The sequence below is a fragment of the Listeria rocourtiae FSL F6-920 genome, from assembly GCF_000525975.1.
Classification (GTDB): domain Bacteria; phylum Bacillota; class Bacilli; order Lactobacillales; family Listeriaceae; genus Listeria_A; species Listeria_A rocourtiae.
The window spans coordinates 72,512-90,438 of sequence record NZ_AODK01000004.1; the positions used below are offsets into that span (position 1 = coordinate 72,512).

Annotated in this window: 16 protein-coding genes and 1 pseudogene; all 17 read right to left on the reverse strand. The window is 40.2% G+C overall.

The window, feature by feature from the left end:
- Positions 1 to 11 precede the first annotated feature (11 nt).
- The 17 genes and pseudogenes from PROCOU_RS16220 to PROCOU_RS01260 all read right to left on the reverse strand — a co-directional run bounded on the left by PROCOU_RS16220 (position 12) and on the right by PROCOU_RS01260 (position 17,917).
- A complete protein-coding gene (locus tag PROCOU_RS16220) occupies positions 12 to 824 on the reverse strand; it encodes a GNAT family N-acetyltransferase (RefSeq protein ID WP_051994043.1) in 813 nt (270 codons plus the stop codon).
- A 62-nt stretch (positions 825 to 886) separates the two neighbouring features.
- Positions 887 to 1,813 carry a manganese-dependent inorganic pyrophosphatase gene (locus tag PROCOU_RS01190; RefSeq protein WP_036069139.1) on the reverse strand — a complete coding sequence of 309 codons (927 nt, stop codon included), beginning with the start codon at positions 1,811 to 1,813 and terminating at the stop codon, positions 887 to 889.
- A 24-nt stretch (positions 1,814 to 1,837) separates the two neighbouring features.
- Entirely contained in the window at positions 1,838 to 2,734 is an 897-nt protein-coding gene (locus tag PROCOU_RS01195) for a deoxyribonuclease IV (RefSeq protein ID WP_036069140.1), read from the reverse strand.
- 4 nt (positions 2,735 to 2,738) lie between these two features.
- Positions 2,739 to 4,059: pseudogene (locus PROCOU_RS01200) on the reverse strand (DEAD/DEAH box helicase).
- 303 nt (positions 4,060 to 4,362) lie between these two features.
- Positions 4,363 to 5,244, reverse strand: coding sequence for a M15 family metallopeptidase (locus PROCOU_RS16955; RefSeq protein ID WP_077913279.1), 882 nt, complete (start codon positions 5,242 to 5,244; stop codon positions 4,363 to 4,365).
- Positions 5,244 to 5,525: a holin gene (locus tag PROCOU_RS01210; protein WP_036069144.1), complete on the reverse strand. Its 282-nt coding sequence runs from the start codon at positions 5,523 to 5,525 to the stop codon at positions 5,244 to 5,246. The genes PROCOU_RS16955 and PROCOU_RS01210 overlap by 1 nt, the downstream gene beginning before the upstream one ends.
- Positions 5,526 to 5,578: 53 nt before the next feature.
- Positions 5,579 to 5,785 carry a hypothetical protein gene (locus tag PROCOU_RS01215; protein WP_036069146.1) on the reverse strand — a complete coding sequence of 69 codons (207 nt, stop codon included), beginning with the start codon at positions 5,783 to 5,785 and terminating at the stop codon, positions 5,579 to 5,581.
- Entirely contained in the window at positions 5,782 to 6,096 is a 315-nt protein-coding gene (locus PROCOU_RS01220; protein WP_149023598.1) for a hypothetical protein, read from the reverse strand. The genes PROCOU_RS01215 and PROCOU_RS01220 overlap by 4 nt, the downstream gene beginning before the upstream one ends.
- A gap of 106 nt (positions 6,097 to 6,202) precedes the next feature.
- Positions 6,203 to 6,439: a hypothetical protein gene (locus PROCOU_RS01225; protein WP_051994046.1), complete on the reverse strand. Its 237-nt coding sequence runs from the start codon at positions 6,437 to 6,439 to the stop codon at positions 6,203 to 6,205.
- Positions 6,440 to 6,454: 15 nt separating this feature from the next.
- On the reverse strand, positions 6,455 to 8,173 hold the full coding sequence (locus PROCOU_RS01230; RefSeq protein WP_036069149.1) for a BppU family phage baseplate upper protein: 1,719 nt from the start codon (positions 8,171 to 8,173) through the stop codon (positions 6,455 to 6,457).
- On the reverse strand, positions 8,173 to 9,195 hold the full coding sequence (locus tag PROCOU_RS01235; protein ID WP_036069151.1) for a DUF1565 domain-containing protein: 1,023 nt from the start codon (positions 9,193 to 9,195) through the stop codon (positions 8,173 to 8,175). Before PROCOU_RS01235 ends, PROCOU_RS01230 begins: the two co-directional genes overlap by 1 nt.
- A 1-nt stretch (position 9,196) precedes the next feature.
- On the reverse strand, positions 9,197 to 10,234 hold the full coding sequence (locus PROCOU_RS01240) for a phage tail protein (RefSeq protein ID WP_036069153.1): 1,038 nt from the start codon (positions 10,232 to 10,234) through the stop codon (positions 9,197 to 9,199).
- Entirely contained in the window at positions 10,235 to 11,047 is an 813-nt protein-coding gene (locus PROCOU_RS01245) for a phage tail domain-containing protein (protein WP_051994051.1), read from the reverse strand.
- Positions 11,044 to 16,785 carry a tape measure protein gene (locus tag PROCOU_RS16225; protein WP_051994054.1) on the reverse strand — a complete coding sequence of 1,914 codons (5,742 nt, stop codon included), beginning with the start codon at positions 16,783 to 16,785 and terminating at the stop codon, positions 11,044 to 11,046. The genes PROCOU_RS01245 and PROCOU_RS16225 overlap by 4 nt, the downstream gene beginning before the upstream one ends.
- On the reverse strand, positions 16,786 to 17,118 hold the full coding sequence (locus tag PROCOU_RS16960; protein WP_077913280.1) for a Gp15 family bacteriophage protein: 333 nt from the start codon (positions 17,116 to 17,118) through the stop codon (positions 16,786 to 16,788).
- Positions 17,040 to 17,456 (reverse strand): Gp15 family bacteriophage protein, encoded by a 417-nt coding sequence (locus PROCOU_RS16230; RefSeq protein ID WP_051994057.1) that lies wholly within the window; start codon positions 17,454 to 17,456, stop codon positions 17,040 to 17,042. Before PROCOU_RS16230 ends, PROCOU_RS16960 begins: the two co-directional genes overlap by 79 nt.
- 5 nt (positions 17,457 to 17,461) lie before the next feature.
- The gene (locus PROCOU_RS01260) at positions 17,462 to 17,917 is read right to left on the reverse strand and encodes a phage tail assembly chaperone (RefSeq protein WP_036069154.1); all 456 of its coding nucleotides are present in this window, start codon (positions 17,915 to 17,917) and stop codon (positions 17,462 to 17,464) included.
- Positions 17,918 to 17,927 lie beyond the last annotated feature (10 nt).

Sequence of the window (17,927 nt, forward strand, 5' to 3'; positions counted from 1 at the left end):
GAAAGCGCTTTTTACTGGATTTCTTTACACATCTGGATTTGTGTCGCTACTTTCTTGAATTCTTTATTCAGTAACACCGGAAGATAATCGCTCGTTATGATTTCATTAAATACGGCACATGAGATATTTCCATAAATCTCATAAAATGCCTGAAGAACGCTAAGAATCTGAGTCGATGCATGGTTCAAACGTACTTGCAAAAGAATCAAGTTGTCATCAGAGAGACTGTATACAATATAGCCTAGCTGCTCCTCATCTTGCCAAATAGTCGCAATTTTATGATGCGCTGTAATCCTATTTTGCCACGGTAAATCTTCGTTTTCTAAGGCTACATATTCAGCCGTATTACTTACATCCTCTAACCGAAAGCACACGACTCCATAATTCTGCAAATTCCCAGTAAGATAAATAAGCTCATTAATCGGCTTGTAACCAACCTTCTCATAGAGTTTTAGCGCTGGAACATTTTCCGAAATAACCTCCAAACGCGACTCTTTCACGCCCTGCTCTTGATACCTCACAAATAACTGCTCTAAAAGTTGGCGGGATATCCCTTTCTTTCTAAATTTCGGTACAACAGCCAGACCACCGATCCATGCTATTATTCCTGTTTTAAAATTTCTTGTTCCAGTCAATATAACAGCTGCAGCCTCGCCATCAACTTTTGCGACGAGTGACTCCTGCGCTGATAGATGTAATTTTTCCATTCGCGCTGTGAAACTCGCTTCGGTCATAGCGGCTGGCACAAGATAATCGGAAAATGCTTCATTCCAAAGGGCTACCTGCTGTCTTAACAATATGCTTTCTAATGGATATATCTCCAAATTAATCGCTCCCTTACAGAAAAAGAAACAGCGCTTGAATCAGCAACTGTCTCAATCTCTTATTATTTCGAAAAAACTTCCGTCAAAATTGGCACCACTTGCTTTTTACGCGATACAACACCAGCTAATGGTGCCACATTGGCTGTAAACGCAATGCCATATGCAGTTTCTACTCTGTCTGTTTTACTTCCCAAAGCAATACCTACTGAATCGTTCGTCAAAATATTGGTGATGACGAATAAGTATAAATCAAGGTCTTTATCCGCAATACGCTTGCTCATTTCCGCTTCAACTTCTACTTTTCGAACTAAAATATCTTTTTCATCTACCACATTGATTTGCGCGATTTCGACTTTTGAACCGCCCATTTCAAATTCTTTTGCGTCAAGTAGAAGCTCAGGAATTGTTTTAGTAGAAACATCCGCACCCGCTTTTAACATTTCCAAGCCGTATTCAGCTGTTTCAATCCCTGCAATTGCCGCTAATTTCTCTGCGATTTCTTTATCCTCAGTTGTACAAGTTGGTGACTGGTACAATAGCGTATCAGAAATAATCGCCGAGAGCATCAACCCCGCCGTCGTTTTCGCAATTTCAATCCCTTTTTCCTGGAACATTTTAAAAAGAATTGTCGCTGTGCAACCAACTGGCTCCGCACGATAATACAACGGATCTGCCGTCTCAAAATTAGCGATGCGATGATGGTCAATGACTTCTACGACGGTAACATCATCAATATCAGTCACACTTTGTTGTTTTTCATTGTGATCAACTAAACTAACCGTTGATACTTCATTCGCAACAGTTTCAACAAGGCGTGGCGCTTTTGTTTTAAAATAATCCAATACAAATGCCGTCTCGCTATTGATTTCACCAAGTCGAACTGCTTCGATATCTTGACCTTGTGCTTTCTTTAATTCTGCGTACGCAATGGCAGAACAAATCGTGTCTGTATCTGGGTTTTTATGTCCAAAAACGAGTGATTTAGTCATTTTTTTATCTCCTTTATTGACGCTTTACTCAGCCGCCATGATTTTCGTTAATAAATCTGGGTCAAATGTTTGACTACGCAACATTGCAATTTCATGCTTATACGGTGGTTTTTTATTTTTCTTATCTTCACCAACATATGGTGTTTCTAAAATCTTAGAAATATCTTCTAGCTGCGGATGATGCACAATATAGTTCAGTGCATCAAATCCAATATGTCCAAAACCGATGTTCGCATGACGATCTTTATGCGCACCACGCTCATTCTTGCTATCATTGATGTGTAGCACTTTCAAACGGTCCAAACCAATAATTTTATCAAACTGATTCAGAACACCATCAAAATCATTCACAATATCATAACCTGCATCATGCACATGACATGTATCAAACGTCACCGACAGCAACTCGTTATGCGTAACCCCATCCATAATTGCTGCGATTTCTTCAAAAGTTCTACCGATTTCTGTGCCTTTTCCAGCCATAGTTTCTAGCGCAACTTGCACATTTTGATCTGGTTTCAGCGATTCATTTAAACCTTTGATAATTTGCTTAATGCCGATTTCTGCGCCCTCACCAACGTGCGCACCAGGATGCAGCACAATTTGTTTCGCTCCTAGCGCCGCCGTACGTTCCACCTCAGATTGCAAAAATGTTACACCGATTTCAAACGTTTCTGGTTTCACAGCATTTCCAATATTAATAATGTATGGGGCATGCACTACAATATCCATGATACCATGCTCTTTCATATGCGCAAGTCCTGCTTCAATGTTCAAGTCTTCAATCGGTTTGCGACGTGTGTTTTGTGGCGCTCCTGTATAAATCATGAATGTATTCGATTCATAAGATGCTGCTTCCTGACTTGCGGCTAACATCATACTTTTGCCACTCATCGAAACATGTGAGCCTAATCTTAACATTTACTTACCTCCCACGTTTGTTCATTTTTCTCTCGCGACGTTTAATTTCATTCATTTTGTAGTTTAGTTTCTTTTTATAGTTTGGTTTGCCTTTTTCTTTTGCTTTTTTTACGCATACCAATTTCGCGCGGATCTGCAGCTTCGCGTTTTGCTTCCCGTTTCTTACGACGATTACGATCATCTGCTTCGATAAACTCGCCATTTTTAAGATCTACATGTTGAAACTCGATGTTCATTTTTTCAAGTTGATTTAGTGCATCCTCATCCGACGGTTCGTATATTGTCAGCGCCACACCAGAATGTCCCGCGCGCCCTGTACGACCTGTTCTATGAATGTAAAAATCAAGATCACTTGGCAACTCGTAGTTAATAATATGGCTAATCCCTTGAATATCAATACCGCGTGCTGCTAAATCAGTCGCTACAACATATTGGTATTCCAAACTTTCTAGTTGCTTCATCGTCCTCTTTCGTTCACGAGATTCGACACCACCATGGATTTTCGCCACTTTTAAACCTCGTTCTGTCAAACCTTTTGCCACTTCATCCGCCATTGCTTTCGTATTTGTGAAAACAACCGCTAAATATGGTTGGTAAGCTACGAGCGCATTTTTAAGAACATCTATTTTCTCCTTGCTACGACGCGCAATCAATTGATGCGCTACGTCCGTATTCGCAACGGCTTGGGGTTGAATATGCTCATAACGCGGGTTCTCCATATATTTTTTCAAGAAAGGTTTTAGTTTCTGCGGAATCGTCGCTGAGAAAACAAGCATTTGCAGGCTCTCAGGCATTTTACTCGCGATTTGATCGACATCCATTAAGAATCCCATATCAAGCGTCATATCGGCCTCGTCGACCACAAAAATCTGCGTTGTATGGACAAGCAACGCCGTCTCACGAATTAAATCATTGATTCGACCAGGCGTTCCAACAACAATATGAGGTTGTTGCTTCTTCAAGCGATCGATGGTTCTTTGCTTATCCGTTCCACCAATAACGAGCAACGAACGAATTTCGTCATCACTATATTTGGTAATTTTCTTAATCTCGTTATGGATTTGTGTAGCAAGCTCACGACTAGGTGCAGTAATAACAGCTTGCACACTATCTTTATCCGCTCTAATTTTATGGATGATTGGCAGTAAGAAAGTATGCGTCTTCCCAGTTCCCGTCTGAGATTGCCCCACAACGCTTTCACCTTTCATAATTGCCGGAATTAACTTCTGTTGTACTTCTGTTGGCTCATAAAAACCTAATTTATCAATGGCAAGCTGAATAAAAGGTTGAAAATGAAATTGATCAAACCTTGTTTTTTTGTTCATTTTTTCACTCCGTTCTGTTCCTAACCGTTAGTATAGCACATGAAAGGCTATGTAGTCACTAGTAAAGTTAGATTGTTGGTAATGCTTGACTGAATAAGATTTGTAAATAATTAACACAAAGGTATATCAAGGTATAAAAACGAACTATTAGGGGCGAATTAGGGGCGTAAATGGAATATGTATGAGACACCGATCTGCACACGGATCGGTGTCTTTTTGTCTCACTTATGGGCTGAGACAAGTTCAGTATATCAAAAAATAACATAAGAAAAAAGCCCTCGAAATTAATCGAAGGCTTTCATTTTATTTTTTAATTAAGTGTTTACCGTCATTCGGAAGATAGCCAATAACACCCGATTTAGAACATTTGAGCCAGTTTCCTACAATAGCAACGACATTCACTTCTTCGCCCTTTTTCATGCGGAATGAAGCAGCTCCGCCCCACTTGTTTTCAGCACGTGTAAGGACATCCTTTATCGCTTTATACCGAACGTTTGGATTTTTCGTATACCAGTACGGGTCAATCGCTCCTGAGTAAAAGTATTTCTTCCCTTGAAACTCGACCTGCACAAAACCATTGCTGGTTACATCAAAATTCAATACGGCTGCGTATCCTTCATGGATTGTTTTAGTTGATTTTGCTTTCCAATCGCCCTCAGGTAGTAGATATAAATCATGTTTTGCATACACCGTTTTCTTGCCTTTTGGCTTGTCGGTACCGCTATTTGGTATAGCTGGCAAAACTGGCTTTTTAGCTCCTCCTGCTTTATCGTATAACTCGAAATGCGGGTAATCTTTAAAACTTGTCCAGTCTCCACCCCATTTAAATCCAACACTTTTAGCAATCGCAACGACACGTAACCAGCGTTTCGTGTTAGTTTCCCACACAACGTTTTTACCATCGTTCGTGTACAAACAAAGGTCAACCGCTACACCGAAATTGTGGTTAGACTGGCCGCCTTTTGCATTGGTAACAATTTGGCCAGGCTTAGTTCTTCCTTGTGCATACAGTGCATCTTGCTCCGCTTTTGAACGGAAACAAGGATTAACGACGCAAATATAGATACCTTCCGCATGCGCTTTTTGAATAACATACCTCGTGCGATCCGCTAAATCCTTTTCAACTCCAGCTACATTTAAACGTAAGTTTGCTTTTTCGATAAGCCAATTTAATGTTAATGTCATTATTTATCATCCTCTCCATATTTTTTAGCTCGGTTAGTGAATACCTCAAATACTCCTGTTCCTCCCGCCCCCGCTAGACCACCAGCCCATGCCATCACAAAGGGGCTGCCGGCACCAGGTAATCCGAGCGCAAGTAGCCCAAGAGTCACACCTAAAGCGATAGATGCTACTGGGAGCCATTTTTTAGGGATAACATCAGTCTTCTTAATCGCCTGCACCACTAAGGGTACTGCTACAGCCAAGAACGTCATATAAACTAAAAGTTCTTTTCCAAATTCCATCTTATTCACCTCCTTTCTCTTGATTTTTTAAACCTTGCACAATAGAAGTTAATTCAGCATTTTCTTTTTTTTAGCTTGGCTATCTCTTCTTTCAGATCGCCTAGCTGGCGATTATACTCATCAATAATGTTTTGAATTTCTTTTGTGTATATAGATTCCACATCAGTTTTGCTTTTCTTTCTTGTTGCAATATAAGTTCCCATAGCTCCGATGATTGCTACGAGAACCGCTGGAGGAATTGAATTTAAAAAATCAATCATTCAAAGTCCTCCTTCACTGCCTCATAGATAATCGCCACATTCAAACCAGATGTAAATATCCAACCAGAATTGGGATAACCGCCAATTTCACGAAGTAAGAATGCTGTGAAAAAAACTAGCCATATAAATGACATCGCAACAATTGCCCATCTTCTTAACTTGTTCCAGTTAAAGAGAACGCACAAAATATACATTAGTCCAATCAGAATGAGTAATGCCGCCGCATGACTGTCATCCATCACATTTGTAAAACTCTCATATGCCCCTTTGGTCTCCATAAAATCTTTATGAAACAATAAAAAAAAGACCAAACAGAAGTGTTTGCCCTCCTAATATCAACCCCAGCGCATTTTTATAAATTCTCGCCTTCATCCCTTCACCCGCTTTCATTCCATAAAAAATACGCCTATTCGGCGTTTATTCATACATTGCTTTTTCTTGTTCAAGCATTTCTATCATTTCTTTATTTTCTTCTTGTAGTTCTTCCTGCTTTTCTTTATCCAACACCGCAACGCCGTTGACGATTTTTACACAATCGATATTAGTAACCAGCGAATCATCCGATTCAATGAGCATATAGCCATCTTCTTCCTTAGGCGCAACCCACTCATTTACATAGCCGTCCGCACCAATTTTTACAAACGCTTTAGCCATTTTTATCACTCCATTCTAGTCTATTCTCAAATTAGATACTGCCCACGCCGAATCAGGCGATGTCGCATTACTCGCATAACCCGTTAACGTACCAACATTTCCGCTTATTGCAAACTTAACAGCTTTCTTTTCACCGCTTGCCGATTGCGGAATTGGCAACCAACATGCTTTTCCTAATCTGCGCTCAATGAAATCTTTCGAAACAAAAATTTCAAAATAACCATAGTCGTTTGAACCAGTTCCAACAGTGTACCGTACAACTTCAATGTACATACCCTTTTTCATGTTCGCGTGATTCCATGTATAACTTTGTGTATCACTTAAATAAATCGCGAGGTTTGATGCTATCGTTTTACTTGCAAAGTAAGAGTCAGTATACGCTTTTGAGTTCGTTTCCGCCGTGTTTGCTTTCGTTGTAGCATCTGTTTTGGCATCAGAAAGCGCTTTGTCTGCTTTCGTTTGAGCGCCCACGACCGTTTCAAACTCTACCCAGCCATTTGCGTCTGTTTTCGAGGTTACATATGGCGCTAGTGGAGAGTTACGCATATAGCGATAGAACAAGCGCCCGTTATAATGATAATAAACCTGTCCAATAGAGCTTACTGAGCGTACATAAGCCGTCGCTGACCCTGCCGTATCCGTTCCAACCGCCACAGGGGCATTCTTGGCACTTGCCGAAATGTAATAGTTTCGTCCAAATTCCAAGACATTGTTAAAGTCATCGTTAGATGAAACGATTGCATCGGTTAAAGCGTTTGATCCGTTAATCCCCAGAAAGCCAATATCCTTATTCCTACCAATTTCAACAACACTTTTCATATTTGTTGTGTTTGATGCCACTTTTTCTACGCCATTTATTATAGATTTAGACCATTTTGTACCCACAGGGGCAATACCTATCGCGTATGCCGCTGTCGGACTAATCGGGAAAATGCAAAATTCATTATCGCCAACCGTTTCTGTTCCTCCGACTACGATATCAACATATTTACCCCAACTAGTTGCTGAGCTACCAATTTGTATTCTAATCGTAGTGCCAGACGTTTGCACTCCGACATAATGCCGTAAATATCCATAACTAACTGTATATCCCACTTCCGCCGTATTATTTATTGTTCCTGTTGCTGTATCCCCTGACTTTTTCAGCGCATCCATCGCAATTAATGTTTGTTCCAACGCTATTAGTTTTGCACTCAATGCATCCGAATCACCTTCAAGTCCTGTAATTTCTACTCGTAGCCCTTCTAACATCTGTCGTAACTCTGTGTCCAGGTTTTCAAAATTTGCGATATATTCCGCCTTCACATCTTCCAAATCACGAATGTATACTTGATAGATAACATCTAAATCTTGATCTACAAGCGCCTGGTCAATTTTGAAATGGAATTTATGAACAGATAAAGACTGTCCCTGGTTATATCGCAAATATAGCTCTGCTTGAACAGAACCAAAATGTTTAATCGTATCATCATCCAAAATATAGCTTACTTTGCTCAAATCTTTATTAATACTGCAGGTATCTTGTAAAACAAAGTCGTTCCCTTTCATGTAAATAGATGCTGTCAAAGAACTCAGTGGGAAGGGCATTTTATCTTTTTCAATAGGGAATATTAAACGCGCCGTCTGAATATCTTGGGTTGAGAAACTACCTTTTAAATCGATTGAACTCTGATGTGAGCTAGATATTTCTAACTCTGTTCCTAAGTCCTTATACACTTTATTATTTTCAGCCATTAGAATATCTTCCCTCCGTTCTGTTCTAACTTCTGTGTGGTAGCAGCTACATTTAATGTGCCGGATATTTGTATAATTGACGCATTGGAGATAACTGCATAAATATTTCCAGTTCCACCGTTAGTGTAAGGAAAGCTAGAATGAGATGTGTATTGATCTACTTGCGCAGCATATTGATTCACGAAATAACTATTATGAGCACCACCTCGCGAACCGTCTATAACAACAGCTGGAACGCTATTTGTTTTTGCTTTCGCATCATCGAAACGACAAAAGCCCACACTGGCATAAGAACACCTCGTAAACATGAATGTTCCTTTTCCTTCCGGCACTTTGTCAGCATTAAGCTGATTAATCCCTTTAATAAACAGGTAACCAGTACAATCTTGAATGTTCAAATGCCTTAGGAATACGCCAGTTTGCTTATTAGCAGGATCTACTGTTTCATGATTTGAACCACGAATATAGATTGCTGAAATTTGCTTATTTTTAATGTATACATCTTCATCATAATAGCCTGGGGCAAGCGTGATATAAACAGAGTTACCATTAATAGCGCGCGGTATTTGTGCCACCGCTTTTGTTAATGTCTTATATGGTTGAGCAAAGCTACCGTCATTTGCTACATCGTCGCCTTTCGCAGCATCTACATAAATTTCTAAATTGCCCTCTGTTGCGCCGTACAAAGCAGAAATAAGTTGCCGCATCTCTATGTTATCAGCTCTCAGTACATCCATTTCAATATTTTGCGCTGCTAACTGGCTTGCAATTGTTCTTTCAGTAGCAGTCAAACGCAAGTCTGCAGAATCAAAGTAGGTTCCGTTAAAATTGGTTCTCATTCCGACCACTTCTGAATTATCATCACCTGATGCCTCAACAACTACATTGTGAAATTTCTTCTCCAATGCGGCAAAATTTCGATCCATTTCTAACATAGCATCGTTCATTTTGTCTACATTGCGATTGAAACGGTCTCTCTTATCGCTATCAAGCTTCCCGTCTTCCCATTTCTCTAATTGCATACTATCGCGCTCCTTTCATCACTTTTCTTGCTAAATTAGCAATAATAGATTGCATGTCTTTTTTTCTGTTTGATATAGTTACGTCCGGCGGTTTAATTACAAATGGATATTTTTTAAAACCGCATATCTTCACATCGATTTTGATATTTAATGGTTCATAGATAATCATGACATAATCACACTTATTCACGTTGTATAACTTAGATAATGTAACAGAACCAGAGACCTCTGGCTTATCTTGCAAGTCGTTTTTTAATCGAGCGGTTAGGCTGGACGCGTCTGTGTATCGTTCATCTTCGACAGGATCAGCAACTCGAATACCCCACCTATCCGCCTCTGGACTGGTGTACGTGACTGGTGGGAATAAGTCGTTTCCATCTTCATCTTTTTTACCCGATCCACGAATTTGTGTTCGTAAATTAAACGTATCGATATCAAATTGAATTTCGTTTGTGTTTTCTCGGTAGCGTATTTCATTCTCTGTCTTTTCTCCGTAGTCACTTACTCGGAACGCTAGGTGTTTATTATCCGGAATCATCGTGGCCATATAATCCTTTTGAACCTCTAACAGCAAATTTAGCCAATCGTTCGCCCCAAAGTTCTCTTGCTCAATCGAAATAAAACTGCCGATAACCTCCCAAGAGAAACCTGCAGCGTTCACTTTATTTTGATCCACGCCGAAGATATGTTTCAAGCAGGCTTGAATAGTTAGTTTTCCCGTTAAAACCTCATAGCGAAATTGGTCTTGCATATTGAAACTAACATGTGTTGCCGTCACTGATTTAATATGCTTCGCCCCAGCACCTGCAGACGTCATTTTCTTAATAACAAATTCTTGGCCGTCGTAAAAAATCGAACTTTCATAATCAATTAAGCGAAAAGATACATCATTTTCACCAGGCTTTTCTTTGATAATAAAATCAATTTGCCAAGCTTGGTTTTCTGTCCAGGTTTCAACAAAAGAATCCTTCTCGAACCCTATCACATTCTCTTTGTATTGCTTATCAAAGTCACTTACTTGTATGTCCAAATCAACCACCTACTCATAGATAAATGGGAAATTAAAAGAGATATCCAACTGACTTGCGCCGAATACCTCAAATTCATTTATCCCTTTCTCTAGCCTGATTAAGCCGAAATTTGTATCTCGGCCACACGCAATACCATTCATTTTTGCGCCTTTTTCAAGCGTCAACGTGTCGATCGTTCGTATGGGTGGATAATAAATAAAGCGATCCCCATTTGTTCGATTATAGAAATTTAATTCACCCTCGCTCGATCCTTTTATGATTATTTCCAAATCGTGAACGCGCGGATCTATCGGAAAATCCGAGGCATTGAAAATATTAAATCGGTTCGATTGATGTGTATATTGATAATCTGCTAACTCCAAGCCCTGTGCAAACTGCCACGTATTACTTTCAAAAGTAAGAGGGGTTAAGGTTGTTGTGAATGACCTACCATAACCCCGAAACACTTCAAATAGCAGAGTAATGTTTCCTCTGCCCTCTGAGATACGTTCAATATCAACCGGCAACGGGTGAACTTCAAACATTTTCCCGTATTCCCTGTCAATATGAATAAAATATGATTCGCGGCGGTAAATGAAGCGATACAGTTCATTTACTTTCAAATGATAATCTACGGAGTTCTCTGTGATGAATTTGCATGTAATAGCATACGTGAACTTTTCAAAAGTACTACCTTCATCCTCTCCGCCGTCTATGCCTTGACTTGTCGTGTAATTATTTACAATCTGGGGAGACTGCCGCTTAAATTCCACTACCCTCAAATCGAACAATTCTGTGAGGTCAAATATCTGACCATCCACAATCATATGAAACTTAGTCAAAATTTAATCCCTCCCATGAAATTTAGTAAGCTTTGAGTACTACCACTCTCGTTATTGACGACCTCTGCTAGCACTTTTCCGTTAACAACCATTGTTGGGTCTTTTTCAACGAGCTGTTTCAATAAAGCAATCACTTGCGCATCGTTGTAAACTGCCTGTGGCTCTGATTTCGGCACGTTAACCTGAATTGGTGTATTTGTCTGCGCCTTTGTTGTTTTCAGCCCTAGCACGCTCTCCGCTGTAATTTTCGGCAACGAAACGCCTGCGATTTTGATGTCTTGCATAGCTTTTTCAACATATTGCGCATCAGCATCGATTCCTGCTGCGATACCTTGCGGGATATAACGCCCTACATCATCCCGCATAACCCGCGATGGAGAGTGTATTTTTAGCGCCTTTCGTACCGAGCTAGTAATCGTATTCGCTACGCGTCGAGCCGCCGCATCTAGTGCTTTTTGCTGACTATCCAAGCCTTTTACTAGCCCTTTTGCCGCGTCAATGCCTGCCTTGTACATCTGATCTGCCGATGTGCTACCAAGTGACTTGCTAGCTGTTGCAACTTTATTTTGCATCGCATTAATGGAACTGATTGTCTTTTTATCTGTGACGGCCAGTGCTTTTGCATATGCCGCACCACCATCAACACCCGCCTCAACAATATCCTGAATAATCGTGTTGTGAACGCCCATCTTGCGCAACTTCGCTATGTTTGTTGTAAATTCTTTGATGCTGTTGTAACGGTCAGTTAGGGCTTGTTTTATCTTGTCACCAGTTACACCAGTTTTGGCCACGTTTGTAATAGAAGCATAATCCAGTGTTTTCTCCATGATATCCTGCGAATATTTCTGGCTATCTTTTACCAGGTCAGCAAGTTTTTTATTCGCATCTTTCAGTTTAGCGGTGACTGTATCACGCTGTTTTGCAATAGCATTGAGCTTGTTCGTTTCGTTTCTGACAAAACTTTGAATCGATTTCAAACTAGCCGCTTGTATTGCTGTTTTACGATCTAAACCAATATCACCAATTTTTGATTTTGTTGTACTAATCTTATCCTGCAAATTCGTAATGCTCTTGTTGTAACTTTGTACTTGTTTTTTAGCAGATTCGATTTGTTTCGCAAAACCTGATTTCTTCTTAGCTGGTGCCTTAGTCAGCTGTGCATTCAGAGCGCTTATTTTCTTTGTTGCTTGTGACCGCTTAGAAACTAACTCGTTCAGCTGCGTTTGTTGCTTATTCAACGTTTTCAAAGTCGCATTCATCTGCTTATTCTTAGCCGCTTTTGTCGTTAAACCTGCATTTATCGCATCTGATAATTTTTTCGCCAATGTAGTTCCCGTTTTCGCTACTTGTTTTTGTGTGCCAACGATCCCGTTCGCCAGACCTTGACCCACAAATTCACCGAGCGATTGCATAACCCTTGATGGAGAATGAATATCTAACGCTTGTTTTGTCGTTGTAACTGCAGAAAGAGCCATATTTTTAGCGGATTTAACGACTGTTTTATCACGATCCATGCCGACCGCAACACCCTCTGCTAAATACTTACCAACTTGATCGCGCATTAGCCTAGATGGTGACTTAATTTGTCCAGCATTTTGAGCCGCTGCCATTGCATTTCTTACAACATTTGCGGCGGCCGTTCCTACTGATTCAGCTGCCGAACGAAGGCCGGCAGATATACCAGCTCCCATGTTCGAACCGACAGATTCCCAACCACCAACGCTTTGTGCGCCAGATTTACCACTATTACTTACGTTCGCCCCTGCATTATATGCCGCGGACTGTTTATTGTCTAACCCATTTACAAGGTTTTGACCACCAGTACCGCCGACTGTTGACAACTTAGGAATAACAGTTTTCGCGCCCGCTTCGGCTTTCGAAGCTAAAGATTTACCAGCATTTTCAGCATCTTTTTGCTTGCCTTTTAAGTTGTTGCTTAACTGATTTCCACCGCTTTTACCTTTTCCGGCCATCATAGCATCAAATGGTTCTAAACCTGTTTTAACCCCATCATTCAGATACTTACCAGCTTCTTGATACTGATTTGACTTGATTGCTTTTAAGAATTCATCTCTTCCTTTTTCGCCTTCTACAAACATTTGAGGTGGTAATTTATTAATAGAATCAATAACGCCCTCTGTAATTTGCATTCCAGCAGCTGGGAAATCGCCACTTTTCAGCGCATTTACAAACCCTTGAATATTCTGGCCACCACGTTGCTCCATGATGACACCTAAAGCTCCTAAGCTACTATCAATGGATCCACTTGTTACAACAAAACTCTGGAATAACAAACCTAGTTGCTCATCAGTGACTTTCCCCATCATGCTTAGGCCGCTAGCAAATGATTCAGCGGTTAACTTACTACCATTCCCCATAGCCAGATTCATTTCACCAGTCCAACTTTTAAGGTTTGTCAGTATTTCATCATTCGTTTTCTTTTGGTCAATTATTTTAATGCCCAAAGAGTCTTTTTCTGCTTGTGTTTTAGCCTCTCTTTGTGCTTTTTCCAAGTTTGCAAGCTCTTGCTCACCCTTTGTAACAGCTGTTTTACAATCATTATAGGAATCTTTGATAATGGATAGCGTCAATTGCTGTTCCTCTTGACTAACAGACTTACCATTTTTAATACGAGTGAGGTTAGCTTCTGCATACATTTGGTTCTGTTTAGCAAGCTCCACCCTTATATCTTCTGTTTGCTGTGTTAAGAATTCCTTTTGTTGAGCAGTTAGAGCTTTACCATCAGTCCAACGGTTTTCTTTTAGCATTTTCCCGTAATCTAGATTTAGCGAAATAAGCATATTGTTGCCAAGTTTCGTTGTATCAGCGAGGTTCTTGTTTGCTGTTTCAATAATTTTCTTGCGTTCATTACCACTTGCGCTTTCCGCCTTCGTCATTGCGTCTGCGTATTCTTTTTGCGCTGTCTGCGCGTCTTTTTGATAGTTTGAATATAAATCCTTCGCGGCTTTTAGGAATGATGTAGTTTGTGCTGTATGTTTCGTACCATATTGATCCATTCCGCCTTTTAGAAGCACATCAATTCTCTTATTGGAGTCTGAAACAGCTTTTTCTGTCTGTTTAGCATTCTCTTGTACAGCTTTTGAGCTCTTTTGCATCGCTTCGGCTGTTATTCCTGCTGATTTATCCGTCTCTTTACCAAGTTCTTTCATGGAACCTATCGTCTGAACCACAGCCGATTTTGCTGGATCAAACGCACCTGCCATGACTTTTCCGGCTTCTACAAAAGATTCTCCGGATTTTTTCATACTCTCGCCAGCGCCCTTTATGTCTAGCCTCATAGCTTGATACGCCGCTTTAGCAGCATAATACAAGCCCTGCATGGTCTTGATGCTAGAGAGTGCGACGGTGGCTAATATACGAAGAATGTCCACTAATCCAGCTAAAACAACTGTTAGAGCGACAAAAGCGCCCACACCAATGTATTTTAGTAGTCCTGAAAAACCGCTCGTAACAGGTTTTAACGTGGTGACTATTTGCTTGAAAACTTTAACCATTTCACCAAATGATTTTTTGATACCCTCGAACGCGCCGGACATAAAGCCTTTGATATTAGCTGTATTCTGTTTGAATGCTTGGAACATCCCGATAACTACCGTTGTTAGCGCTGTGATAACAATACCAACAGGTCCAGCAACTGCCATCAATCCTTTAAATCTTGCAATTAACGGTACAATAGCTTCAGCAGGCTTTAAAATAAATTTACCAAGCCCCATAAATCCACTAGTAATCATCAGCAACGATTTTTTTAAAGGCACAAACGTTTTCCCTATCTTGCCAAACAAACCAAGAACTCCCGAAGCGGCTTGTAAAGCAAAGAAAGCCGCCGCGACTTTTAATATCAAAGGAGCGAATGGCTTAATAACATTATAAAGCTCTATCATTTTTGACACTATTGTCGGAATGTATGAAGCAAATTTCTTTAGTGCTGTTTCAATATGAACGCCTACACTTGCTATGCTATCTCGTAAGCTTTGGAAACCATTCTCTATCAATGAATTATCAATAGCTTGTGTAATTTCCATGAACCCTCTAGTAGCCGCTGCTTTCATATTTTTGAAAGTTCCAGCCCAGCTAGCGCCGGCATTTTTCGCAGCACCTGCAATTTTAGTTACTCCGTTTGTTCCCTCCATCATTGCCTTAGAAACAGTGTCGATAAAATCAATTGATTTTATTTTTCCATCCGATAAGTCTTTTTGCACACTTGCTGAATCACGTTTCACGGCTTTTGCATAGATTCCAACCCCGTCGATTCCTGAATCAAATAGCATATTCATTTTATCCATTTCTACAGTGCCTTTAGTTAGCATCTGCGATAACGCAAAACTAACTGTCTGAAACTGCTCAGCACTTCCATCCCCATAGAATGAAACTGCGTCGGCAAATGACTTCACATAGCCCACGGCTTTATCGGGATTCAATCCTCTGGTAACGAAGTTTTGAACCGCTTTGGCTGCATCGTCTAACCCATAACTGGTACCCACAACTATTTGCTTTGTGTCTTCCAGTACTTTATTTACCTGTTTAGCATCGCCAATAAGTACAGTCATGACTCTTTGGAATCTCTCCATAACATCAATTCGTTCAAAAGCACTCGAAAACCCGTTTTTAACTGAGGCCACTATGCCAAACGCGGCTACAAGTCGTAATATACTTAACCTTGCCTGCTCCGCCGGCTCTTCCATCGATTTCTTAAATGCCGCGTTGACTGATGCCCCAGCATTTTTAGCGGAATTCTTGATACCATTAAACGCTGAAACAAAGCCATTTTTAATACTAACGCCTACACTTTTCGTCCCTCGGCCAACACTCAAAATAGCATTCTTCGCACCATTCATTGATGCAACAGCAACACTTTTCACACTTGCTAAAGAGACTTGGAAACCTGTTTTTATCCCTTGCCCTGCTGTTTTTGCCGCTGATACGCTAGCGTTAAATGCTGTTTTCAATGCCGAACTTGTAGCCGAGCCAACTGTTCTTGCCACACCTGGAATATCTTGTATACCTGCAATGATTTGTTTTGTGCCTTGATGTACACCTATAACCGCCGCTTTGTATGCAACTACTAAACCAGTTTTAAGCGCATTTCCTGCTGATGTGGCGGCTGTTTTCGCCATGTTAGGTATATTCTTGAATGAAGTGACTAATTGCGTTGTCATGTTCTTGCTTGCTGTTTTAACGTTCTCAAACCCACTAATAAATGAATTCTTCATATTCACTACTGCGCTCTTGGTGTTTGCTGGTAGAGCCTTGATTGTATTTGCTACAACAGACATCGCACGTTGCGAACTCGTTTGAACGTAGTTAAAGGCACTTGTGAATCCACTTCGTAAGTTAGTCGCCATCTGCTTAATGTTAGTACCTAAGGTTTTAAAGCTCGAAACTCCTGATTTAACAAAGTTTTGCAGACTGCTTTTCAGTGAGTTAACCATTGCACCAACTGCCGATTGAACCCTTGCCGGTAACTGCAGTACAGTGCTAATCGTTGTTTTAATCGCGCTTTTAGTTGTGTTAGCTACTGTTTGCATCGAGCGAATCATTGTTTCTTTCATTTTCGCAAAGCTATTCACCGCTGCTCTAGTCGCTTCACGATAAGCCTCATCAAAACTCTTACTCATGCTCTTACCTTTCGCAATAAAATCTTTTTCCACTTTAGCCATACCTTTGTCGATATCATCGGGATCCAAACTAATTTCAATAACTACTTGCCCATCTGCCATTTATTCCACCTCTTTTCCTTCCGCTTCTGCCATTTGTTTTTTAAGCAAAGCTTGCCTTTCTGCTAAATCCATCGCGTCATTCTCAATATCGCCATGATCCGCTTTAAGTTGATATAACTTTTTCAGCTGTTTGATATTTTCTTTTTCTTCTTCCGTTGCGTCTTTTGGTATTTTCATCATGCGTATTTCCATGACTTCTTTAAATTTTGTTTTACTGCCGAGGTCAGACAAATACGCTTTGAATTTGCGCCAATCTAGCTCGCCTTGAACCTCAAACAAATCAATATCGTAATAGTGCTTGAAACTAGAAAAGATGTACTGTGCGTCTTCCATGAGGTTGTAATGCACTTTCTCTTTTTTTCTTTTTTTTGAAACTGTTCAGGCAGCGGATTACCCGCTAAATCAAGCTCAACCTCTTCTGGTTCTTGTTCCTCGGTCTCGAAAACAATCTCTAACAATTTAGAAAAGATTTTTTCTAAGGTTTCGATAGGATATTCTAGTTGTTCACCAAGCAGAATCTCAATACTGATTTCTAACTTCTTGTCAGCTGGAACACTTTTATCACCCAAAAGCTCAATAAACAGCAAAATATTATCATACGCCATGTTGATAGAATACGTGTCCTCGCCAATTTGCACCTCATTTTCAAGTGAATAAGCTAAATTAAACATCTAGATCACTTCTTCTTTTTCGCATTGACTTTTTGCAAGTACTGACTTCGATAATCGGGATCTACTGCTGTATTGGCTCCAAAATATGCCTCAACTTCGCTTTGTACCATACGATAAACCCTAACAACTCGAAGGATGTCTTTTGTGTTCTCGTAGATGTAGTCATATGCCTTTTCACTATTTAATGATTTATTCAAGGCATATTTTAATAGTTCTTCACTTCGTTCCAATAACCGGATATACTCATCTGTTGTTATATTTTCCGGATCCTGAATTTCAATTTCTTCTAATTTATCGACTGCTTCTTGATATTCATCACCAGCCTTAATTATTTCCAAACGAGCATCATCACCTAATGGAACCTTAAAAACCTTACCAGCAATGTTAAAATCGAGATAGGACTCCTCTAAATCAATATGAATGACGTTCTTGTTATTATTTATATTCGTTACTTTAGCCATGTTGTACCTC

Bases quoted from the DNA above. Each gene is read 5' to 3' on its own strand.
- PROCOU_RS01190 (WP_036069139.1), bottom strand. From the start codon at position 1,813: ATGACTAAATCACTCGTTTTTGGACATAAAAACCCAGATACAGACACG.
- PROCOU_RS01195 (WP_036069140.1), bottom strand. From the start codon at position 2,734: ATGTTAAGATTAGGCTCACATGTTTCGATGAGTGGCAAAAGTATGATG.
- PROCOU_RS16955 (WP_077913279.1), bottom strand. From the start codon at position 5,244: ATGACATTAACATTAAATTGGCTTATCGAAAAAGCAAACTTACGTTTA.
- PROCOU_RS01210 (WP_036069144.1), bottom strand. From the start codon at position 5,525: ATGGAATTTGGAAAAGAACTTTTAGTTTATATGACGTTCTTGGCTGTA.
- PROCOU_RS01215 (WP_036069146.1), bottom strand. From the start codon at position 5,785: ATGATTGATTTTTTAAATTCAATTCCTCCAGCGGTTCTCGTAGCAATC.
- PROCOU_RS01225 (WP_051994046.1), bottom strand. From the start codon at position 6,439: ATGGCTAAAGCGTTTGTAAAAATTGGTGCGGACGGCTATGTAAATGAG.
- PROCOU_RS01230 (WP_036069149.1), bottom strand. From the start codon at position 8,173: ATGGCTGAAAATAATAAAGTGTATAAGGACTTAGGAACAGAGTTAGAA.
- PROCOU_RS01235 (WP_036069151.1), bottom strand. From the start codon at position 9,195: ATGCAATTAGAGAAATGGGAAGACGGGAAGCTTGATAGCGATAAGAGA.
- PROCOU_RS16225 (WP_051994054.1), bottom strand. From the start codon at position 16,785: ATGGCAGATGGGCAAGTAGTTATTGAAATTAGTTTGGATCCCGATGAT.
- PROCOU_RS16960 (WP_077913280.1), bottom strand. From the start codon at position 17,118: ATGGAAGACGCACAGTACATCTTTTCTAGTTTCAAGCACTATTACGAT.
- PROCOU_RS16230 (WP_051994057.1), bottom strand. From the start codon at position 17,456: ATGTTTAATTTAGCTTATTCACTTGAAAATGAGGTGCAAATTGGCGAG.
- PROCOU_RS01260 (WP_036069154.1), bottom strand. From the start codon at position 17,917: ATGGCTAAAGTAACGAATATAAATAATAACAAGAACGTCATTCATATT.